This is a genomic window from Candidatus Tisiphia endosymbiont of Dioctria linearis (genome assembly GCF_964026545.1).
Lineage (GTDB): Bacteria > Pseudomonadota > Alphaproteobacteria > Rickettsiales > Rickettsiaceae > Tisiphia.
In genome coordinates, this window is the sequence record NZ_OZ032156.1 from 304901 (window position 1) to 328103 (window position 23203).

At 34.5% G+C, this 23203-nt stretch carries 22 protein-coding genes, 1 tRNA gene and 1 pseudogene; 8 read left to right on the forward strand and 16 right to left on the reverse strand.

Annotated elements, in window-relative coordinates; genetic code table 11:
- Positions 1–60: 60 nt before the first annotated feature.
- Positions 61–774, forward strand: coding sequence for an OmpW family outer membrane protein (locus tag AAGD42_RS01430; protein ID WP_341752989.1), 714 nt, complete (start codon positions 61–63; stop codon positions 772–774).
- 280 nt (positions 775–1054) lie between these two features.
- A complete protein-coding gene (locus tag AAGD42_RS01435; RefSeq protein WP_341752990.1) occupies positions 1055–1624 on the forward strand; it encodes a cell cycle transcriptional regulator TrcR in 570 nt (189 codons plus the stop codon).
- A gap of 8 nt (positions 1625–1632) precedes the next feature.
- Here the strand turns inward: AAGD42_RS01435 and AAGD42_RS01440 are convergent, their stop codons facing one another.
- The 4 genes from AAGD42_RS01440 to hflK all read right to left on the reverse strand — a co-directional run bounded on the left by AAGD42_RS01440 (position 1633) and on the right by hflK (position 6353).
- A complete protein-coding gene (locus tag AAGD42_RS01440; RefSeq protein WP_341752991.1) occupies positions 1633–2388 on the reverse strand; it encodes a rhodanese-like domain-containing protein in 756 nt (251 codons plus the stop codon).
- A gap of 366 nt (positions 2389–2754) precedes the next feature.
- On the reverse strand, positions 2755–4299 hold the full coding sequence (locus AAGD42_RS01445) for a Do family serine endopeptidase (protein ID WP_341752992.1): 1545 nt from the start codon (positions 4297–4299) through the stop codon (positions 2755–2757).
- 149 nt (positions 4300–4448) lie between these two features.
- Positions 4449–5306, reverse strand: coding sequence for a protease modulator HflC (hflC, locus tag AAGD42_RS01450; protein WP_250310738.1), 858 nt, complete (start codon positions 5304–5306; stop codon positions 4449–4451).
- Between the two features lie 6 nt (positions 5307–5312).
- A complete protein-coding gene (hflK, locus tag AAGD42_RS01455) occupies positions 5313–6353 on the reverse strand; it encodes an FtsH protease activity modulator HflK (RefSeq protein ID WP_341752993.1) in 1041 nt (346 codons plus the stop codon).
- Between the two features lie 159 nt (positions 6354–6512).
- Between hflK and AAGD42_RS01460 the strand changes: the two genes are divergently transcribed.
- From AAGD42_RS01460 to AAGD42_RS01475, 4 genes are all read left to right on the forward strand, one after another.
- A complete protein-coding gene (locus AAGD42_RS01460; RefSeq protein ID WP_341750659.1) occupies positions 6513–7508 on the forward strand; it encodes an Mrp/NBP35 family ATP-binding protein in 996 nt (331 codons plus the stop codon).
- A 13-nt stretch (positions 7509–7521) separates the two neighbouring features.
- On the forward strand, positions 7522–8436 hold the full coding sequence (gene lipA / locus AAGD42_RS01465; RefSeq protein WP_341752994.1) for a lipoyl synthase: 915 nt from the start codon (positions 7522–7524) through the stop codon (positions 8434–8436).
- A gap of 43 nt (positions 8437–8479) precedes the next feature.
- Positions 8480–9043, forward strand: coding sequence for a phospholipase D family protein (locus AAGD42_RS01470; protein ID WP_341752995.1), 564 nt, complete (start codon positions 8480–8482; stop codon positions 9041–9043).
- Positions 9044–9174: 131 nt separating this feature from the next.
- A complete protein-coding gene (locus AAGD42_RS01475) occupies positions 9175–9831 on the forward strand; it encodes a queuosine precursor transporter (protein ID WP_341750654.1) in 657 nt (218 codons plus the stop codon).
- On the opposite strand, the gene dnaJ is transcribed toward AAGD42_RS01475, so the two are convergent.
- The 5 genes and pseudogenes from dnaJ to AAGD42_RS01500 form a co-directional block, all read right to left on the reverse strand.
- Complete coding sequence (gene dnaJ, locus AAGD42_RS01480; RefSeq protein WP_341752996.1) at positions 9826–10962, reverse strand: molecular chaperone DnaJ; 1137 nt, start codon at positions 10960–10962, stop codon at positions 9826–9828. The two genes, AAGD42_RS01475 and dnaJ, sit on opposite strands and share 6 nt — an antisense overlap.
- A gap of 408 nt (positions 10963–11370) precedes the next feature.
- A pseudogene (locus AAGD42_RS01485) lies at positions 11371–12460 on the reverse strand (IS481 family transposase).
- A gap of 85 nt (positions 12461–12545) precedes the next feature.
- A complete protein-coding gene (locus tag AAGD42_RS01490) occupies positions 12546–13517 on the reverse strand; it encodes an Rpn family recombination-promoting nuclease/putative transposase (protein ID WP_341752997.1) in 972 nt (323 codons plus the stop codon).
- Positions 13518–13540: 23 nt separating this feature from the next.
- Positions 13541–13834, reverse strand: a complete 294-nt coding sequence (locus AAGD42_RS01495; protein ID WP_341752998.1) for a hypothetical protein — start codon at positions 13832–13834, stop codon at positions 13541–13543.
- Between the two features lie 10 nt (positions 13835–13844).
- A complete protein-coding gene (locus tag AAGD42_RS01500) occupies positions 13845–14609 on the reverse strand; it encodes a portal protein (RefSeq protein WP_341760777.1) in 765 nt (254 codons plus the stop codon).
- Between the two features lie 50 nt (positions 14610–14659).
- On the opposite strand from AAGD42_RS01500, the gene AAGD42_RS01505 reads away from it, so the two are divergent.
- Positions 14660–15031 (forward strand): helix-turn-helix domain-containing protein, encoded by a 372-nt coding sequence (locus tag AAGD42_RS01505; RefSeq protein ID WP_341749594.1) that lies wholly within the window; start codon positions 14660–14662, stop codon positions 15029–15031.
- The gene (locus tag AAGD42_RS01510) at positions 14995–15516 is read left to right on the forward strand and encodes an IS630 family transposase (protein WP_341749620.1); all 522 of its coding nucleotides are present in this window, start codon (positions 14995–14997) and stop codon (positions 15514–15516) included. Before AAGD42_RS01505 ends, AAGD42_RS01510 begins: the two co-directional genes overlap by 37 nt.
- A 14-nt stretch (positions 15517–15530) precedes the next feature.
- Here the strand turns inward: AAGD42_RS01510 and AAGD42_RS01515 are convergent, their stop codons facing one another.
- The 7 genes from AAGD42_RS01515 to AAGD42_RS01545 form a co-directional block, all read right to left on the reverse strand.
- Positions 15531–16331: a portal protein gene (locus tag AAGD42_RS01515; RefSeq protein ID WP_341753000.1), complete on the reverse strand. Its 801-nt coding sequence runs from the start codon at positions 16329–16331 to the stop codon at positions 15531–15533.
- Complete coding sequence (locus tag AAGD42_RS01520; protein ID WP_341753001.1) at positions 16324–17904, reverse strand: hypothetical protein; 1581 nt, start codon at positions 17902–17904, stop codon at positions 16324–16326. Before AAGD42_RS01520 ends, AAGD42_RS01515 begins: the two co-directional genes overlap by 8 nt.
- Positions 17905–17962: 58 nt before the next feature.
- On the reverse strand, positions 17963–18862 hold the full coding sequence (locus tag AAGD42_RS01525) for a hypothetical protein (protein WP_341760746.1): 900 nt from the start codon (positions 18860–18862) through the stop codon (positions 17963–17965).
- Positions 18863–18879: 17 nt separating this feature from the next.
- Complete coding sequence (locus AAGD42_RS01530) at positions 18880–19347, reverse strand: hypothetical protein (RefSeq protein ID WP_341753003.1); 468 nt, start codon at positions 19345–19347, stop codon at positions 18880–18882.
- Positions 19347–19871: a hypothetical protein gene (locus tag AAGD42_RS01535; RefSeq protein WP_341753004.1), complete on the reverse strand. Its 525-nt coding sequence runs from the start codon at positions 19869–19871 to the stop codon at positions 19347–19349. The genes AAGD42_RS01530 and AAGD42_RS01535 overlap by 1 nt, the downstream gene beginning before the upstream one ends.
- A gap of 583 nt (positions 19872–20454) precedes the next feature.
- Positions 20455–22257: a DnaA N-terminal domain-containing protein gene (locus AAGD42_RS01540; RefSeq protein WP_341753005.1), complete on the reverse strand. Its 1803-nt coding sequence runs from the start codon at positions 22255–22257 to the stop codon at positions 20455–20457.
- Positions 22258–22395: 138 nt separating this feature from the next.
- Positions 22396–22471: transfer RNA gene (locus AAGD42_RS01545), tRNA-Val, on the reverse strand.
- Positions 22472–23203 lie beyond the last annotated feature (732 nt).

Below are 23203 nucleotides of genomic sequence, written 5' to 3' on the forward strand. Positions count from 1 at the left end.
AGATAAGAAGGATATATATAGTACAGCAATATATTTAAAGCAAGAGAAGGTTTAGTAGTTATGATAAAAGTTGCAAAAAAATTAGGGGTATTTCTGTTGGTAAGTTGCGCTAGTATTTCTATCTTTGCTAATAATACAGGTAATAATGACTATGATGCTGATTATTATGGGGATGAAGGTAATCTAGTATTTAAGATGAGAGCAGTGGGGATAAAATCTAGTGCAAAACAAACAGATTTTCCTAAGGCTACTGCCAAAAATCCAGTATCGATTGGTACCTTTGCCGAAAATGGTTATGGTATAGAGGCTTCCACCTCGGTATTTTTTGCTAGTCATGTTGCCGCAGAATTATCTTTAGGTTTTGATGTATTACGTAATAAAAATAGTAGTTTACAGAATGTGGCTCATAATTATGGTGGTAATCCAGAGGATGTTGGTAAAAGAAAATCTCTTTATATGATCCCATTGACTGTTACAGGACAATATCATATAGCTCCTTTTGGTGCTATCAGACCTTATATTGGTATTGGTTATCATGGAGCTTATTTTATCAATAAATCCAAAGGGTGTACAGTCAAAAATGGTCACGGTGCTGTGTTACAGCTTGGGGTTGATTTATACGCTAAGGATGATACATTGATCAATTTAGATATAAAACAGTATTTTCTTAATACCGAGGTTAATTATAAATCTCCTTTAGTAAAAAAGTCTGTCTCCTCTAAAGTAAAGTTTAATCCGCTAATGATTGCAATAGGTGTTGGTTTTAGGTTTTAAGTAAGATGCAGCTGTAAGGTAGTTTAAAAGTCACGAAGAAACAACCAGCGTCATTGCGAAGAGCTACTTAATAGTAGCGACAAAGCAATCCAAAAAGTGACCCTAAATGGATTGCTTCTTGGCTTACGCCTCCCTCGCAGTGACATTTCGGGTTTCTGAGCTGCTTTCCGTAACTTTTAAACTGCCCCGTGCAGCTTGTACAGAAGTCTATTGTTGACTTATCAGCTAGAAGAGACTATATTTTTTAGAAAATCACATATTAATATTATATTAGTTTACTATGAACTCACAACAGAAATTACCTATACTGCCTAGAGCAACTGCTATTTGGTTAATTGATAATACTGCATTAACGTTTAAGCAGATAGCTGATTTTTGTGGAATTCATGAGTTTGAAATTAAAGGCATTGCTGATGGCGAAGTATCTCACGGTATTAAGGGGTTAGACCCAATCGCTGGCGGACAGTTAACCAAAGAAGAAATCATACGTTGTACAAAAGATTCAGCTAGTAGTTTAAGGATTTCTGTTAATGTTGCATACGATTTGATAAATAGCAAGAAAAAACAACAATCTAAGTACACTCCTATCGCTAGACGTCAAGATAAACCAGACGCGATATATTGGTTACTTAAACATTGCCCAGAAATTTTAGATGTTCAAATTGTTAAGTTAGTTGGTACTACCAAATCTACCATAGATGCTATTCGTGATCGTAGTCACTGGAACATGAAGAATATTCGCCCACGTGATCCAGTATTACTTGGAATTTGTAGCCAAGTGGAATTAGACAAGAATATTGAGCAAGCAAAACTTTTACCCCAACAAGAAGAAAAAACCTCTAAAGAATAGGACTATAGTCAATCACTGCGTTGCAACCAATGCCCTTCAGCCGGTGATAGGTCACTTGCCACAGCTCTCCTATCATCAAATACAAAACATTCTCCTTGCCATAAATTGCTATGATTATGGGTATCTTCTAAATATTGTAAGATACCACCTTTAAGATGGTAAACATCATTAAAGCCAAGTTTCTTTAAATAGGCTGTTGATTTTTCACATCTAATTCCACCGGTACAATACATCGCTATTTTCTTGCCAACGAGTAGGTCTTTATTTTGTTCTACCCATTTTGGAAATTGCTTAAATGTCTCTGTTTTTGGGTCTATAGCACCTTTAAAAGTACCGATACACACTTCATAGTCATTCCTAGTATCTATTACTACCACATTATCTTGGCTAATAAACTTGTCCCAATCATTTGCTTCAATATACTCTCCCTTAAGACTGGCAATATCAATATCCCCAACTGCCATAGCAATAATTTCTTTTTTAAGCCTTACTCTTAATTTCTGAAAAGGGTGGATATCACAATAATTTATTTTAATATTTACATCTTCCGCTAACGTAAGGCTGATAATTTCATCTAATAAAAAACTTACCTGTTCTTTTGCTCCAGAAATTGAACCATTAAACCCTTCAGGAGCTAAAAGAATAGTCCCCCTAACCCCTCTTTTCTTGCCAAGATGTAAAATCTTTGGCAGCAAAACTTCAAGATTTTCTAGTTTAGTAAAACTATAAAAACTTAATACTGATATTTTAACATTATTATCCATAGTAAACATTATATTTTTTAAATTTAAAAAGCATATTTATTTCCGACAGTCTCCTAGGCTCTGGGTAAAGTCGGAGCATCAAACGGCGTCATTGTGCATAGGCGTCAGTTTAAGAAAATAAAGTAGAAAAGTCGTCATTGCGAGCCACCGTAGGTGGCGTGGCAATCCATATTTTTAATCACTTTTCTGGATTGCTTCGTGACCTTACGGTCTCCTCGCAATGACGGTTTCTCAATTATTGTTTTCTTAAACTGATGCTTATGCGTAAGGTCAACGAAGCAATCCATATACAAGCTTTATGGATTGCCACGCTCACATACGTTCGCTCGCAATGACAAACAAATATTAATCAAGTTAGCTATAAATCTAATTTGTTACCGGCAAAGCTATAAACATAGAAACACCTCGTCTCTGTACCAACAATATTATATTTTGTTTCTTCATAGTTTGTGCATTTTCATACAACAAATTTAATTGCTCTATAGAAACTATCGGCTGTTGATTGCATGCTACTACTAAATCACCAATTTTAAATTGGTAATTTTTTCCATCCTTAGCAAGGTTAGTTACAATGACACCATTTGCTTTATTGCCAATGGCAAATTTTTGTTTAAGATTATCAGTTAAATTGCTGAAAGTAATATCATTTTTTACAATGGAGGTTTTATCACTCACCTTGTCGATTACTCTTTTAGCCTCTGGTTCCTCTTCTTGACTAATCTTACCATTTAGTTCGTGATTCTTGCCATCGCGTACGACTACAATTTTTACTTCTTGATCAACGGTGGCTTCTGCAACCATTACCTGTAACCTTCTTGAACTTTTTACTGGTTGTCCAGCAAACTCTATTATTACATCTCCAGGCTTTATACCAAATTTCTCACCTGAACCATCTTTTTGTACTTCCACTACTAATGCTCCCGAGGTTTCTTTTAGCCCAAATCCTTCAGCTATTTCATTAGTTACTTCTTGAATTATTACCCCAAGACCACCGCGATTAATTTTTCCATTTTGCCTTAGTTGGTTGATAATTGATTTGGTGGTATTAGATGGAATGGCAAATCCAATACCAATATTAGTCCCAGAAGGAGAGAACATTACCGTATTAACTCCTATAACTTCACCATCAATATTAAACATTGGTCCACCGGAACTACCATTATTAATAGCTGCATCAGTTTGTATAAAATCATCTACTATCCCACTATCAATGTCACGTCCTTTTGAAGATATGATACCAGCAGTGACAGTTCCTCCAAGTCTACCAAAAGGATTACCGATAGCAATAACCCAATCCCCTACCCTAGCTTTACCAGAATCACCGAATTTTACAAAAGGCAAAGGACTTTCTGCCTCAATTTTTAAAAGAGCAAGATCGGTTTTTTGATCACTACCTACCAATTTAGCTAACATTTCTCTATTATCAGTTAATTTTACGTGAATCTCATCTGCATTGGCAACTACATGATGGTTAGTAACAATAAAACCAGCCGCATCTATAATAAAACCAGAACCAAGCGGAACAGATTTAGGGTTTGAATACATTTCATCAAAATTAAAAGGTAAATTAAAACGCTCCAAAAGTTCATTTAAATAATCAAACGGAAAATATTCAAAAGATTTTTTATGAAAATCTTCTGATTTTTGACTATATTGTACGGTATAAACATTTACCACAGCTGGAATAAGTGGCTCAACAATATCGGCAAAACTATATTTATAAGATTCAGGTTTTATTGGCACCAACTGTAAATTACTAGATTCTTCAGGAGTAGCGGCACCCTTAGTTAATGGAATTTGATTTGACGGAATATTTTCAGCAAAAACAGAAGATGCCAGCCATAGGTTCATCAGAAGAGCTATAACCAAATATTTCAGTAAATTATTACACTTAACAATATTTTGAACCATATCATCTATTTAATTAACTGTAAAACGTCATTGCGAGGAAACCGCAAGGTCGACGAAGCAATCCAGGAAAGTGATTAAAAATGGATTGCTTCGACCATTACATGGTCTCGCAATGACATATATGTAACCCAAACGTCATCAATTAACTATTATTTCCCCAAATTTAAATATTTAAATAACTCGGCTTCTGGAGACAACACAAAAGAAGTATCCTCTTTCTTTAAAGTATTTTTATATACTTCCAACGATCTATAGAATTTATAAAATTCTGGATCAACAGAATAAGCAAGATTATATATCTTGGCTGACTCCCTATCTCCCTCTCCTTTAATGATTTGAGATTGCATGTAAGCTTCAGCAAGCAATATTTTACTTTCTTTATCAGCTCTGGATCTTATGCGTGCTCCTTCTTCTTGCCCTTCAGCTCTTATTTGAGTTGCCTCTTTTTCACGAGCAGTTTGCATACGGCGATAAATTGCCGCACTATTTTCTTTCGGTAAATCAGCTCTTAAAATTCTAACATCAATTACATCAAGTCCAAAGTTTCTTGCCTCTTGATTAACTTGATTTAAGATATTTGACATTATCTCAGACCTTTCATTGGTAAGAAGGCTAGTTAAAGGTAATCTACCTATAACTTTTCTCATTGAAGATTCTAGGTTTTTATTAAGCCTAATTTTAACTCCCTGATAGTTATGAACAGTTTTATAAAACATCACAGGATCAGTAATACGAAATTTGGCAAAAGCATCAACGATTACCCTTTTTCCATCAGAAGCAGTTAGCTCCTTTGCCTCTGCCTCTACATTTAAGATACGTTTATCAAAAAATTCAACATTTTGAATGAATGGAATTTTGATATTTAATCCAGGGCTTTCAATTGTCCTTACCGCTTCACCGAATTGAAATACCACAGCAGAATAACGTTGATCAACAGTAAACAAAGCACTAATAACTGCTAAGAATAATCCAAGAGCTACAAAACTTATATAATAAATTGTCTTCATCCAGTACTACTCCTTAATTTTATTTTGCTGAATTGCCATATGCGGCAAAACGCCATTAGTACCCATAATAACCTTACTGGTATCCGTTAGAATTTTTTCTATAGCTTCTAAATAAAGACGATCCTTAGTTATCGATTTATTAGCAACATATTGTGTATAGACAGCAACAAACCTCTTACTATCCCCTTCAGCCTTTGAGATAACTTCTTGCCTGTAACCTTCCGCTTCTTGCAATATTCTAGCAGCTTCACCCCTTGCCTTAGGCAAAATATCATTGTTATAAGATTGTGCCTGGTTTATCTCACGTTCTTTATCAGCTTTAGAAGTTTGTACATCCCTATAAGCATCGATTACCTCAGCTGGTGGCTCAGCTTTTAGTAGCTGTACTTTTTCAATTTCAACACCAGCATTATAATGAACAAGGATTTCCCTGGTTAAAGCCTCAATTTTATTAGTAATTTCTTGTTTTTGATCCGATAATATTGAGGAGATAGGGGTATTGCCGATCACTTCTCTTATCGCACTTTCAGCAACTATTTTTACCGACTCTTCTGGATTGACAATATTAAAAATATATTTTTCCAAATCGCTAATATGCCACATTACGTCACAATTTAGTGCAACAATATTCTCATCACCCGTAAGCGTTATAGCTTTTGTATTATCCATATTAGGTTTAAGGTTACTTGTTGATCTATAACCAATCTCAATTCTTCGAGATTGGTTTACTTTCTCAACTATTACCTGTTCAAACGGCATGGGAAGATGATAATTCAAACCAGGAGACCCTTTGCGAACAAACTTACCAAACCTCATTACAGCAGCTTCCTCTCCTTCCTTAACTTCATAAATTCCGGAAGCAAACCAAATGGCAACTAATGAAAAAAACACTAATATCATTATGTTGTTGTTGAAGCCAAAGTTATTAAAAAACTCGTGAAAGTTAAACTTATTCTTTTTCCTTGGTCTAGTAAATATATTATATTCACTTTTTTCTTCCTCTTCAGAATCGTCCCAAGGGGATTTTTTTAAAATTTGATTAAACATTTTCTGCTATTACTATTTTGTTAATTTGTATATTATCACTAAATATAGTTAGCACTAATACCTTATAAAAGAAATTTAGTATATAATTATATCTTGTATCTCTAACTGCGTCAAGTTCGTTACCAAAAAAATAACCTATTGTAACTTTATTTAAAAACGATGATTGATATAAACCAGCAACAAATACTAAATAAAATTTCAAATATTACCTTTAGTGACAATACGAAATTAATCGATATTATATCTAATATTGTAATTAAGGATAAAAATATTGGATTTGCAATTGATATTTTTGGCAAGGATCCTAAGGAAGTCGATGAAATAAAAATTAAAGCCATCAATAAATTAAATGAAATAGCTAATATTGGCAAAATCACTATAGTTTTAACTAGTAGCAAAAATTTAGCTAGAAAATCAACTAGTCCAAAAATCAGGCATTTCATTGATGGAGTGAAAAAGATAATATTGGTAGCATCTGGTAAAGGGGGAGTTGGCAAGTCTACTATAACCGCATTGATAGCCGAGCAGTTAAATCTGGAAGGATACAAGGTAGGAATAGTGGATGCTGATATTTATGGGCCATCAATTCCGCAAATATTTGGTATTAGTGATGTGCCAGAAATAGTGTATAATAAAATGACCCCTTTAAAATCGCGGGGCATTAAAATTATTTCTATTGGATTTCTTATTCAGAATAATTCTGCCATTGTGTGGCGTGGTCCAATGGCTAGCAAAACCATTTACCAGCTATTATCTCTCACTCATTGGCAGGAGTTAGATTATTTAATTATTGACATGCCACCCGGTACTGGTGATATTCACTTAAGTATTTTAGAGAATTATCACTTAGATGGAGTAATAATAGTAACTACTCCGCAAAAGATGGCAGCAATAGACGTAGTTAGGTCGATTGATTTATACAAAAAATTTAACTTACCAATTTTAGGTATTATAGAAAATATGAGCTATTTAGTTGAAGCAAGTTCAGGAAAGAAAATCCAGATATTTAGTGGCAATAGTGGAGAAAATTTTGCCAAAGAATATAATATACCCTTAATCTGTAAGATTCCTATTGAACCAAAATTATCCTATAATTGTGACAATAGTATTAGTCTTACCGATATAATTAAACTACCAATAAAACAATTTGTTTAATAAGTAGGATTATATGTCAAACATAATCAAAATAGAAGAAGTGCCAGCTATAAAAAGACCTGATTGGATAAAGGTTAAAGCACCAAATTCATATCAATATCATGAGACAAGAAAGATAATTGAAAATTTAAAATTAAACACAGTCTGTCAAGAAGCAGCCTGCCCTAATATCGGAGAATGTTGGGCAAAAAAACACGCGACAGTTATGATACTGGGTTCTGTTTGCACTCGTGCCTGCCGTTTTTGTAATGTTCAAACCGGTCGCCCTGATTTACTCGATCCGCATGAACCACAAAGATTAGCTCAAGCTGTGATGAAATTAGGACTTGAACATGTGGTAATTACTTCAGTTGATCGAGATGATTTAGATGATGGTGGAGCTAAACATTTTGCCAATTGTATCAAAGAAATAAGACTAGCTTCGCCTAGTACCACAATTGAAGTTTTAACACCCGATTTCCTTAAGAAAGAAGGAGCCGCTGACATAATAGCATCAGCAAAACCTGATGTTTATAATCATAACGTAGAAACAGTACCTTCTTTATATAAAACTATTAGACCAGGAGCTAGGTACTACAATTCACTAAGTCTTTTGCATAATGTAAAAAAATTAGACCCTAAAATTTTCACTAAATCAGGTATGATGGTTGGTCTTGGAGAATCGAACGATGAAATTATGCAAGTAATGGACGATTTAAGAGAAGCTAAAGTTGATTTTTTAACTATCGGGCAATATTTACAACCAACCAAAAATCATGCTATAGTTGATAGATATGTTTCTCCAGAAGAATTTAAATATTTTGAAAGAGTTGCCAAAGTTAAAGGATTCTCAATGGTTTCTGCCAGTCCATTAACTCGTTCTTCTTATCATGCTGGTGAGGATTTTCAAAAATTAAAGGATAATGTCAAATCCCAAAATTATAATTAATTAGTTATCGTAGGCAGTCTCCTAGCTGTAAACATTATAGAAAATGAAAAAAATATCTAAAAAGCATAATACAAAATTATCAGTGATAATATCATTTTTACTCGGTATTGCTACCGGAGTAGGCTATAATGAAATAAATGATACAACTTCTTGGCATAGTTTTCATACTGAAACTGATAATTTGAATGTCTGCTTTACCCCTCCATCCGGTTGTGGCTCATTAATAGCAGAAGAAATATCTAAGGCTAAGGATAGTATCTATATTCAAGCATTTGGCTTAACTTCGCAAAAGATAGTTGATCAATTAATTAAGGCGAAACAAAACGGTGTTGAAATAAGGGTATTACTGGATCGTAGTAACTTACACGATAGATATTCTAAAATGCATGAATTGAAACGAGCTGGTATTGATGTATCAATAGATAAAGTACCAGGTATTGCTCACAACAAAATTATGATTATTGATAAAAATAAGGTGATTACCGGTAGTTTCAATTTTACTAACGCAGCTGATAATAGAAATGCTGAAAACGTTTTGTTAATAGAAAATAGTGATATTGCAGAGACTTACTTGCAAAGTTGGCTTAGTCGTCGAGCAAAGAATTAATGTGAGCGTTCACGGTTTTTTTGCTATTTTCTTATTATGAATAAAAAATCTGTTCGCCAAGCGTCATTGCGAGGAGCCGTTTTGCGGCGACGCGGCAATCCATTGTTAATCACTTTTTAGTATATATATATATGCAGTTACAAGAAAAAATTTATGTTTTTTTATGTGCTTTATTTGTTGTGTTAATAGTAGTTAGCAACTTAGTATATCAGAAATTTGTTTATTTACCTATTTTCTCTATTTATACATTTGAGCTATCTGTTGGTGCAATTTTTTATCCGATCACTTTTCTAATAACTAACTTAATATCAGAATTTTATGGAAAAGAAAAAGCACAGTTTTGCGTTAGATTGGCAACTAGTATAAATATTTTAGTATTATGTATTATCAGTTTTATGGGTTATCTACAAGCTACTGACTGGTCAAAAATTGATAATAATACTTTTAATTCGGTATTTGGGGCATATAGCATTTCACTGTTTGGTTCAATGATAGCTAGCTATACAGCTCAGATGATAGATATAAGACTTTATTTACTGATTCGCAAACTTACTAATAATAAATACCTTTTTCTAAGAAATTTGAGTAGTGCAATATCGTTATTTGTTGATACATCGATCGTAATTATCTTTGTTACAGTTATTGGGGTGATACCTTACGGACAAATGATATCTTTAATATTTAATAGTTATTTATTCAAACTGTTTTTTACCATAGTAACCACTCCGATATTTTACTATGTGGTGCATTATATCAGAACTTTATCTTATCCAAAAAATATGTTATGACCATAAGTTTTTCATTTTATTAAAAAAACTAGCATCATCTTCATCTTTGTCGCTTGACAATTCTGTATCTAGCATTTCTAGTAACTCTTTTTGTTTTTTAGTAAGATTTTTCGGTATCTCAATATGGATGTGGGCAAACATATCCCCTCTAATGGTTGATCTAACCTTAGACATACCTTTACCTTTTAGTCTTAGTTGTTCGCCATTTTGTGTGCCAGCTGGTATTTTTAACTTTACCTTACCACCTTCTATATCTGGTATTTCTATTTCTCCACCTAAAATAGCTTTAATGAAACTAATAGGTAGTCGACAATGCAAATTAATTCCATCAACTTTATACAGGTCATGTGGCTTAATAGTAACAAAAATATACAAATCTCCATTACTGCCTCCTCGCATTCCGGCATCTCCTTCACCAGTAAGTCTTATTCTTGTGCCTTCCTCAATACCAGCTGGAATATTTACCAATAAATTCCTATGTTGTGAATGACGCCCTTGACCATGACATTTTTTACATGGATTTTTAATTATTTGCCCTGCACCTTGGCATTTTGCACAAGTTTGATCTAAGGTAAAGAAACCCTGCTGTATTCTTGTAGCTCCGTGTCCTCCACAAGTATCACATTTGGTCATGCCAGTATCATTATTTTCTGAACCACTACCGTTACATGGTGAACACTTTACTTCACTAGTAAAGCTAATATTCTTATCGATACCACGAAATGCTTCTGACAAAGTAACTGTGATGTCATATTTTAAATCTGAACCTCTAACGCTAGTGGACTGGTGCGACCTTCTTGCCCCGCCGCCCATAAAATCATTAAAAAACTCACCAAATATATCATTCAAATCATGATTTCCCCCTCTAGAAGCCTGCCTTCCAGCTGACGATGCTGCTCCTGAATTATGAAAAGCCTCATGTCCAAAACGATCATATGCTGCTCTTTTCTGCTCATCTTTTAGTATATCATAAGCACTACTTATTTCCTTAAACTTTTTTTCTGCTTGTTGATCCTGTGAATTACGGTCAGGATGATATTGCATAGCTAATTTATGATAAGCCTTCTTTATTTCTGCTTGGCTAGCAGTTTTATTAACTCCAAGTACTTGGTAATAATCTTTTGTAGACATAATAAGGATATCTTATTTTAAATTTTATTTTTAGCCAAAACATCATTGCGAGCGAACGTATGTGAGCGTGGCAATCCATTTTTTCTGGATTGCTTCGTCGGCTTACGCCTCCTCGCAAGAGTGAAGAGTGGGGTTTAAAAATTCTTCCCAACCCTTATATATATCACCGTTTCAGCTACTTCGTAAATTCCTTAAAAAGCCTCTATATTGCTTTTGTAGTGTTTTTTTGGCAAAATTCCCCAAAATTGACCTACAAAAAGGTCTATTTTTAACCGTTTTTCACGGGGAGAGAATATGACAGAATCGTTAACTTTTTTCGATGACTTAGTTGAAAACCCCGATACTATCTTTTATAATATAGTCGGTAATTTTGTAGAAGTCAAGATTTGATCTTACAGACCCCATAAATTAACTTATTAGATTGTCAGATAAATTTTGACTGTCAGATAAGTGTTCAAGATACAAGATCTCATTATTTTTTTCAAACGCTAATTTTTTACTATCTTTAAAGGTTTGCATAGGCGTTTTACCATAACAATACTTACCAGAATGAGGACGTTCGTTATTATAATAACGTAACCAGGTATCAAGATCTTTTTGCAATTCAAAAAGTGAATTGTAAATTTTTTTACGCATTGCAGTATCATAAAACTCATTTTTCATGGTTTTATGAAACCTCTCACATATCCCGTTAGTTTGAGGGGAATATGCTTTTGTAACGGTGTGTTCTATTCCTTCAATACTTAAAAACAATTCAAAGGCATGATGTTCTATATTTCCTTTATATTCAGTACCACGATCAGTTAATATACGTAGTATAGGAATACCTTGTTCTTCGTACCAAGGTAGAACTCTATCATTTAACATATCAGCAGAGGTTATAGCTGTTTTGTCTGTGTATAATTTGGCATCCGTCACCCTGGAATAGCTATCGATAAAAGTTTGACCATAAACCTTACCTATTCCTTTAAAGTTGCCAACATAGTAAACATCTTGACAACCAAGATAGCCTGGATGTTCTGTCTCTATTTCCCCATGTGCCTCTTTAAGATTCTTACGATTCTCCAAGACACGTAATTGAGCTTCCGTAAGTATAATGCCATCCTGAGCCATTTTAGTTTCTAAAGCTACTAGCCGTTTCTTAAGATTATTGAGATCGTTCCTAAGCCAGATAGATCTAATGCCGCCGGGAGATACTAAAATCCCATCTTTTTTTAATTCGTTCGATACACGAAGTTGACCATAAGCGGGGTACTCTATTGCCATGTCTAATACCGCTTTCTCTACAATAGGATCAACTCATATTAGCCAATATGGGTTTCTTACGGCTTATTTCATACAAGGCTTCATCGCCACCATTCTCATATAATTCCTTGAATCTATAATAACTATCTCTGCTATACCCCATTGTCTTACATGCACTAGATACATTTCCTAAGCTTTTTGCTAGTTCAAGTAATCCTATTTTTGGTCTTATTATTTTCTGATTTAAATTCATTTTTATCTCCATTTAATAATTTGTTTATTTTACTAAATGTAAGATTAAATCTCAACTACTTCAAATTAGTTCTTTGCTCATCTGCTTATTCTTCTCTTAGCTTTTCCATTTCTTCTTTTAACTTTTCTATTTTTTCAAGGGTTAGCCCGGTAAATTCAATGATTTCATCTATTGGCTTTCTTTTAGCCAACATTTTTTTTGCCATAACTATAGCGTTTTCTTTAATACCTTCAGCTTTTCCTTCAGCTTTTCCTTCAGCTTTACCTCTAGCTTCCCCTCTAGCTTCCCCTCTAGCTTCAGCATCTTCAATTTTTTGTTGCTCTACCGCTAAATTATCAAGACGAGTTTTTACTATTTTCTCATAGGTACGCAATTCTTCTTCACTCCAGCTAGCTTGGTCTACAGCCTCAAAGGCTCTCCTAATAATTTCATCCTTACCTATTAAATGCTCTATTTCTGTTAATGTTAATGCACTATCTCCTGCATGCTTAAAAAAATACATCCACTTTTCTTCAATAGTTTTTAGATTTTCTATACTTTTATTAAATTTCGTCAACTCAAAAAAAACAAAGTAAAAATCTTTTAAATCATTGGCATAGGTCTTTGTATCTAAAAGACGATGCTCTGATTTCCAATGTTTTTTATCGTCAAACATCATAAAATCCGCTATTGCTAAAAATATTACTCCTTTTAATTTGGCATATACTGCCATTTTCTTGTATTCCTCATCTTCCTCAAGTATTTGCTGAGAATATGCTTTAGCTGCATAATATTGGGCTCTTTTTTCAAATCCTTTATGTTTACTTACTTGCATCTCTACGATTATTTGATTACCGTTTTGATCTTGACATAGCACATCAACAATAGATTGCCTATATGCAGCAATATCTGGGTCTTGGTTAGTTGGTAAAAACGTTACATTAATTATTTTCTCATTTTCTTCAAGGCTGAGAACATCATTTAAAAAATGAACAAGTATATCTTTATTCTTTTCAGTACCAAATATTTGGCGAAAACAAAAATCATTTTTAGGATCAAGAAATTTTGATAAAAACATATAATATAACCTCTTAATTATTACTAAATGTTGCCTTTATTTATCTGGTTCATTTTAGCACCATCAATATTATTAACTCCATCATCTTCTGAAGCCTGTGAGCATATATATAGGAACAAAGCCCGGTGTCCTTCAAGAAAGGCAGTGTACTCACTTTCCTGCCGAACGAAATTGCTACGATATATGCCGCTCATCTGAGCTAAATCCTCTAATATTATTTTACCATCTTCTCCACTAAAAAGCTTGCAATAAATTGATTTTAATTGCTCTTTTGTTAGTAAATTTGGTGGAGATGAGGAGTTAATTGATAGTTTCATTGGTTATTCCTTACCCTTGTATCTGTTGCTGTTGTAACTGTTGCATTTGCATCATCTTACGTTGTTGTCTGATTTGTAATAGTTCTTGTTCGTTTTTGAGGATTGAGCTTGGAGCTCCTCGCAACTCAAAAAATAGTTTAAAACATTCATCCCAATTAATATTATCGTATATCTCAGGAAAAAAGTTACTGATACCACTTCGTTGGAAGAAACCTAATACTTGCTCAACACTAGATATTGCTGATGTTTTCTGAGCCCTGGATAATGGTGAAACATATTCAATCTCTATCTCAGGAGGGTTTGTTGCTCCCTCTAAGATTGGTACTCTGTTATATTTAATCAGTGTCTGATATATCGCCATGATTAACGGATTTAACAACTCACTCTCGATTCTACCAACCATCGGGGACATTAAACGATATTGTTCCTCCGTTCTAATTTGTACCTCGGTGGCAGTCATTTCTTTATTTTCCTTTTGCATCCTGAATATATCGATATAGAATGCCTTATATATAGCATCCCGACATTGATTTTGCTCTATCTCAGTAGGTAAGATATTTTCCATACCAGTTAATGGTATTATTTTATCTGCCATACCATTACGATAAAAATTAACACTGCCTGGCGTAGTATATAGTGGTAAGTAGTATCCGTCTTTTGGCACTAATAATGGTGGGTCTAGTTGTTTCTGGGCTACTTTCAGGGTAATTTGCCTTAAACTATTGAGCAATTTAATATCAGGTAGCACATGATGAGCTGGAGCATAGCCGTATATAGTAAAGGCAGTTGAGTTATGTTAGTGATTGTGATAATATAAAATGAAAAATGTCAACTAGCCCATACAGTATAGATTTAAGAGAAAAAGTAATAAAATATCTAGAAGCAGGAAATAGTCAAAGGTCAGCATCTAGAGTTTTTCAATTGAGCCCTACAACAGTAAATACATGGCATGTAAGGTATAAGAAAGAAGGTCATTATCAAGCAAGGAAGTATAAAGGAGCAAAGCCTAGTATAGAAATGGATGATTTTATCAAGTATGTAGAAGAAAATCCTAATAGCAAAACGGAAGATATTGGTAAGAAATTTGGGATAAGCGCTAGTGGGGCAAGATATTGGCTAAGACAATTGGGATTTAGTTATAAAAAAAAGCCTTTACCTATGTGGAAGCTAATGCTGAAAAGCGATGTAAGTATTTAGAAGATATCAAAGATCTAGCTACAGATGCGCTTGTGTATATAGATGAGAGCGGAATAGAGATGAACATTACCCAAGATAGAGGTTGGGGAAAGAAAGGTCAAACACTACAAGCAAAGAAGAGTGGGAAGTATTACCAAAGGACGAATATTATAGCAGGTTTGGTAGGTAATAAATCTATAGCCCCTTTTGTATTCAATGGCACCTGTAATACCGAACTATTTAATAATTGGGTAGAGCAATTTTTGATAAAAGAGCTTATAGCTGGTCAAGTTGTGATTTTAGACAATGCTGCTTTTCATAAGTCTAAGAAGACTAAAGATTTAATAGAATCAGTAGGATGTAGGGTAATATTTTTACCACCTTACTCTCCTGACCTAAATCCAATAGAGAAATTTTGGGCTAATATGAAAAGGTGGATTAAACAAAAAATCGGGCTTTCACAAGAATTGTATAACACCATTTGTGCATTCTTTGCTGTAACATAACTTAACTGCTTTTACTATACTTCACCTTCTTCTTTTACCCACCGCGTTACAAAAAACGGGAAATAAGAATAGCCTGATTGACTAATAATTTTTTGTTCAGCTAGGTAAATATATTCTGAGCTATATTCAAGTGTTGATGAGCTAGATGTTACCGTTGCTTTTCTGCCTTTATTTCTCTGGTTTTGAGCTTGTGGGCTAACTATGTGCAATATTTCTACTATTTCATCAGGATTCCGGGCTAACCTTTCCTTGAAAGGGGCAAACTCTGTCCATTTAGCTGATGCAGTTTTAATTGGCATGCTAAATAGTCGGTACATTGTATTAACAAAGCCAAACTTGTTCTCTTCAAAATAACATTCCTGTAAATTAATATTACGGAAGAACATAGTTTGTGCTAATTCTATATCTTCTTCAACATAAAATATTGCAGTGCCAAAAGCAGCGAGATTTAGAAAAAACTGATGAATCTGACTATAAAAATTAGAAGTCGGATTATTGAATATATCAATTAGGGTTTTTTCTAGCATTTGGGCTAGCATGTTGCGTTCAGTGGGGTCTAAATGCTGCTGCTCGTCATTTTCAGATACTATAGTAAGGTTAAACCAGTTCATTGCTGGATTTACCAGCAAGCTTTGTAAACCTGATGCTAATTGCTCTCTTGACCAAATAGAAGTTGAATCAAATATTACCTTATTACTCTCAGTTTGTGGACAAACATATTTCTTCAGCTCATCCCATATATGATGCCATTTCTCCCGCTTGCTCTTGAGATTGTCAAAATATTCAATCTTTTTGTTTAAATCATTATCAGCCATAAGCTGTCACCATATTACGGGTTGAATTTGAGTTTATAGTTGAGTTTGGGTTTAAATATGGCTCGCCAAGCTTCTTTGACACTTTCTTGAGTTTCTTGATGAACTCGTTATCATATAACACCTCATAATTATACTTCTTACCGCTAGCAGCAGTCATGCTAGGTAAGCCAAGGGTTAACCCTTCAATATCTTTAAGTGATACTATCTTGCCCAGAGATTCAGATAATTGTGGTAAATCTTTTAATTGTGGTACTGACCGCATGTTAAAATGCTCTACTGCTTGTTTTAAACCACCAAGTTCAGCTATCGGCATTTTTTCTAGTCCTGATCGACCGTATCTTGCCATTTGGTCTAAATCACCTGACATACCATCATATTGATGGTTATTAGCAAGATCAACTGGTTCAATTCCCCCTCTAAGTCTATGCATAATATTTGATGTATTCAAGTAATGACCAATACCAACCAATGGAGCTAAACATTTTACTCCAAAACCTATCTGTCCAAGTGTTGAAGTTCCTCCCGCTACAGTTGCTGCTTCCCCTGCTCCTAGTGATGTGAGTCCCATTCCAGCTCCAAAAGTTAAGGCAGCAAGAGCTGTCCCCTGTACCAAACCTGTAATGTCGGCTGAGTCCTCATATTTCCCAGCTCGCCATTTTACATCGTGAGCATAACTATCCAACTGTCTTTGAGCAGATGAACCATAATCATTTAATCGGTTTTGCAGACCTTCAATATGCGATTGTCTACTAGCATAATCAGCCGCTATTTGTTCTTCTCTGTTTTGGTGTTGTTTATATTGTTCAATGCAGCTAATTAATTGATGTCTTGCCTGATCAAAATTACCAGTATCTTGCAATAGACGATCTTGACTTGCTTGATAGTTACCTAACTGATGCCTAAGCTCTGCTTTTTCACTACTTATATTTTTGTGTTCCCTGGTAATATCATTCATAGAATGACGTATTTTCTCTTCTATTGCCTGACGTTGTTTTTTTAACGAATCAACATCTTGCTGATGTTTGGCAATTGTGCTGCCTGCTTCTTCTTCGGTTAAGCCTCGCAAACTGTCTTTTTGCTGGGCTACTCGGTCGTAGAGATTTTGGAAAACGCCTGGTAATTGCTCCACCTCTCTCATTCTTGCTTCAAGAGCTGGAGCCTTCTGTTGCAATGCTGCAAAAGATTGTTTAAGTTGCTCGCCTGAGAAAGATAGCCTAGCTCTTTGGGCTTCTATGTTCTTTAAACCACTATCATATTGGCTAGCATACTGATTTAATTGGTTTTCCATCGCATAGCTTCTATTGCTATGTTGGTATTTTTGCTCCTCTAGAGAACGTAAACCCTGCATCGATTGTTGTATTTCGCGAGATAGATTATTGATATTAGTTTGTGCTTCACGAGCATAATTATTATGGCGATCCTGCGATTCCTCATAGTTACGCTTGCACTTTTTTGTATCAGAACCAGTGAGATATTTGCCACCAGGAACATACTTAGAAACAAAATTAGAAACATCCCGGCTAAAGTAAGTTCCAACTATACTTGCAACTGCCAGGGCTGGTAACCAGAACATTATACTACCTCGCCTATATTATTGTTGTTTATATTTATACTACTTGCATCCATCATCTTTACCTCTCCAAAGCATTATAATCATTCATTACTTTACGATATTTTAGTATGTTATATTGTGATTGCTGTTGCTCATTACCAGTTTTAACATCCATCGCTAAATAACAAAAACTCTCAGTTATATCAGTAGCTCTTGAGGAGCTAGAATGCACACCCCTTTTAGTGGCATCAAACTCATAGAGACCGTTAATACCACGCTGACATTTCTCGGCATCTATTCGGCACTTGCCTAGCAGATTTCTAGCTTTAGTTATCATTTCCTCTCGTAAATATTTCCTACCAATAGCAAAAGGTGGGAATCCTACTTTTTCGGCTATCTCGTTAGCTTGTTGTAATCGAGTATCCAAAGTCGGCATTTGTCTTCGACTCATATCATGCGGCAATACGTTACGCCCATATTGATAGGGTCTAGTTCTTAAATGATTAAGATAAAACTCTAAATCTTTGCCCCTATTCATATAAAAATCGATAATATCAATATAATCTTGTTTCTCTTGAACGAACCAAATCACCGTATAATCAACAATACCTATATCCCAGTAAGTATTAACCTGATAGCTTGCATCAAATGGCACATAGCCAATACGCCCCTGACTTTCAGCTAACCGTAATTGTTCAACAAAGGTACCGCCTTGATCACCTCTCTTGTAACGATAGGCAGCAAAATCACAATAAAACTCTCTTTGAATTTCTTCGTTAGTCATATCGACAGAATCCAACTTATTTTTATCGACTAATGGTTGTCCCTCATTATCCGTAGTATCTTCAATAGTTTTTATTTGGCAAAATACTTCCGAACTATCCTGATATTTCCGGTATAATTCTTCGCCATGGGTTAATTTTGGATTATCGGAAGGCGTATAAAGATAAAGCAACCAGGCATTATTACGAATTACCATCGGCTCTATAACGCAACTCATAGCTCGTGGATCATGGTAAGAATATTCTGAGATAACCCTCCCTTAATACCACTCCCTCTGATAGTAGCATAACGATCACTACCGACAAACTGAATCACTGAGCCATTTTTAAATAATATCCGTTGCTTATATTGCTGACTACGAGCAATAATGCCTTTAGGGATAAATGACATATAAGGACGCCCCGATAATGTCATACCATCCCATACGCTCATTTTAGCTTGATTATAGGTAGGGTAGACATACCAATAAATGCCAACTTCTCGAATAGCACTAGCAGTGATCCAGTTAATACCCATAATATCCTTACCAGCCCTTCTATGCCAAACGGCAATAGCTTTCTTACCACCCGAGTATAAATATCTCCACAAAGGTAATTGGAATGGATAGGGTGACCACTCCACCGGAAATTTAATGCTGCTAGAATTAGCTAGCTCTTTGTTGGTTTTACTAGTAGTTTCCATCACATTGAACTATCTGCCCCATAAGATTCTATTTCAAAATTAGTTACATCAATCATCTTTGCCATTTCTTGGGCTTTTGCTGTTTGTTCAGCTTCATCAGTATTTTTCCTATGATAACTAGTATCATACTTTCTCGTTTGGTATTTCTGTGAATTAGCTTTAAGATATTCCAGTAAAGACTTAGAACAATATTTTTTCTTAGTAGCAATTGCCTGATTATCCTTGTTATAGGTCACTTCCTCATAACCGTTAATTGCCCTATCATATAATACCCCTTCTGCTCTATCTACTGCAATTGCTAAAGCTAAATTGACACATTTAGCTAAATATTTATCGCTATTAATAATCCGATGCAACCTAAGTGGCGAGATACAACCAGCCTTTTTAGCGGCAATAACTATGTTACCATGCTCACAAAGATATAATAGGAAATTAGAGATATCCTCTATTGAACCAAACTTACTGATGGTACTAGATGATATCTTTGCTAAATATTTTTCAAACAAACCATAATTTTTAATCATATAGAACTCTTTAAAAATTCCTTGTAATAACCTCTATTATACCTGACTTCCAGGTTTTTTGCCAGTTGATTCACTAAAATTCCTCTTATGTTTTGCATAGTATTACAACTAGTAATTGTTGTAAATAGCTTATTTTCTATTTTTTATATTATTATTAAATTTTTATTCAAGCAATATAAAAATGCTAATTCTTGTAAAATAAAAACTAAAAAAAGTGAAATTTTTTAATAACAAGTGACTAATTACCTCAAAAAATTTTTCGCGAAACGCCCCCCTATACCCCATTTTGCAACGTGGACACCCCCCGGGTGATTTCACGGGCAATTTTTGCCCAAAAATGTAAAAAAGTGACAAAAATTGGTTAAAAACAACCAGTTTAAGGCGGAACGTTACGTTAATAACGTAAGATCCTATTCTTGTAAGCCGCATTACTCTCATATTTTCCAAACCCTTACAATTTCATATGTGATTTGTATGTACCTTTCAACCTTCAGTAACTGGTGGATTATTATTAATTCTTTTGTAATCATTCTTTTTTTGCTTAATACAATTAGTCTTTTGCTCTATTTGCCATAGCTTACAGTCAAGCCATTCTATCGACTTTTATAAACTCAAAAGTATAATTATGGCTGCTGCAAGCCTCCTCCAAAACTCTCCCGTAATGATTTATAATCCAATCCCCAACAAAGGGACTGGGTGGTTTAAGAATGAGCTTATTGCAAGTAGTATCTTCTTCAATTGCTTCTAACTTGCTGAACCACGCTTTATCGATGAGTTCACCGTATAACTTTATCAAATATTTCCGTATTTTATACCACACTGACTCTGGGTTTAGTTCACTTAGCTCTAAATAATAATCTGATGGAGTTCTTTTGTTAGTAATACGCAATTGTTGAACCTCTTTGCCATATACCTCTTGCACTTGCTTAAGTAATGTGTCTTTATCACTTTCTGACAAAGAGATATCTGCTAAATCAATTTTGTATTCATCGTCACATACTCCAAAAAAACTGCACTTCATCAGTATTTCATCAGCAATATCAGAGTCAAAAGCCCCAACTATTTTGCGTTTCAACTGACTCAGTGGCTTAGTGTCCTTATTATTTTCTACCTTCCGTAAACGCGTCTCTCTTGCCTTAATAGCATTATTCTTCCCGAAGTTAAAGTTTGGGTTATTTGCCATAGATGGTGGACGCATTTCATGAATCAAAGTTTTTTTCATGTAATTCAGCACTGCTTCCTTGCAGGGAAAGCGATTATTAGGAGACTTTTCGCTATGTTTAATCAACAGCTTATTAACATAACTCAATTCGTAGTTACGACCTGTTCTCCTTCTTAACAAAGCCGCATCTTCCTCAGTTAATGGGTAAAATTCCTCTAGCTTCCTAGGCAAATACCAACCTTTAGCCCTTTTGGTAATATTGCTAATCCAACTTGCAGCTTCCGGCTGTTGCTCAGCCTCATTGCTACTTGAAGAACCGCCTGTTAAGTCTAAATCTGAGTCTGAGTCTGACTCATCATCAGTTGGAGATGCGTCGCCGGAATTACTGTCTGGGGAATTGTAAGGTAACGTTTCACTTACTGAGCTTACCTTTACCTCCTGAGGTAAATTAAAGCTTTGCTCCTCAGTTGACTTAAGCTCTGACGAATTTTGTTCACCTGAGCTTACCGTTACTTCAAGCGGCAAATTAAAGCTTGGCTCCTCAGTTGACTCAAGCTCTGGTAAATTCTGTTCACCCCTTTTTACCTTTACCTCCTGCGGCAAATTAAAGCCTGGCTCCTTAGTTGATTCAAGCTCTGGCAAACTTTGTCCACAATTTTGTCCACAAAAACAATCCTTTTTACCGCATCTAGATATTATAGATATATATATAGATGTGTTTTTTTTTGATTTTTTTACAGTTGAGTGGTAATTTTTTTCCGGTTGAAGTGAAATATTTTTATGGCTAGATTGAATATTTATACAATCAGAGTGATAAGAATTATCATTAGCTTTACGAAAACTTATAAATTTTTTAAGAATTCTGATACATAAAATATTGCGGCATTTTAGGTTATGTTTGATCGTAGTAATTAAAGAGTGATCAATGAACCCACTTGTTTGTAATTCTATTAGACATTGTTTAACCCGTTTTTGACAAACTCCTAGCTCTTTTTCGAAAAAGTGATAGCCTTCTTGTAATTCTTCCGATAGTTTATCTTTTTGATAAATCTGTAGGCGAGAAACTATCAAAGACAGAAGTTGACGAGAAGTTTTACTTAATTGCTTGCCACAATTATTAGTAAGGTTTCGCCATTCAGGTGGGACGAAATTACCAACAAAATTATAAAAGATAACATCAGGATTTTCAACTAAAGCGTTAGGAAGAATTAATGATTCTGTCATATTTTCCCCCCTTGTAATAGGATAAAAAATAGACTATTTTGTAGGTCAATTTTCAGGATTTTTGTCTGAGAAGTGACATATGAGTTACATATGGAATGGTTATTAAGATTATAAAAAAACTGAAAGCTTAGAGGTATATGGTGGGCGATGAGAGACTTGAACTCCCGACATTCTCGGTGTAAACGAGATGCTCTACCAACTGAGCTAATCGCCCGCTTCTTCAGCTTAAGGCAGATATTGCCCCATTTCCTCAGAAAAATCAAGTTATTTCTAAAATTATTTAATTTTTAGATATAAATGCGAGTTTAAGATAAGGAAATGTTGGTAATACAAGAATAGACTTCTTTCGAACCTCTACTTCTGCTGGTAATTTGTGCGTGATACCGGTACTCCGTTCCTCACGTCTTATCTTCCAGATGAGAAGGAGCAAAAATTATGCCATAAAAAGGGATTAGTATGCGGTATATGGGATAGGAAATTAAATTTTCTTTACTGACTACATGTTGTCATTTGGTGCATCATTATGCCAGATAAATTGAAGAAATGCTGATGAGAATGTGCTTTAACAGTGGAAATTGATGTTTGAAAATATTATTAATATACATAAAAACATTATATCTATTAATTTAAATCATGTCAAGTAAAAAGTGATATTTACATGACTACAAATCTCTGCAAACCCTATTACTTAGACGTTTCAAGCACTTTTTTATCTGGAAGATAAGTAGCGAGTTTCGAAAGAAGTCTAATGAAGGGGTTTCTAATGCGAGTATAGGATAAGGATTAACACTCTTAATTTTAGTACATTTTAATCCGATTCCACATTGTATAAATCGCCTCCCAAATCAACACCATTGCCTTGGTGAGGATATTCTAGTAATTTCTTTTTGCCTTTAGTTGCAGTTAAATAAATTATAATTCTATCAAAACTAATATCATTATCTAA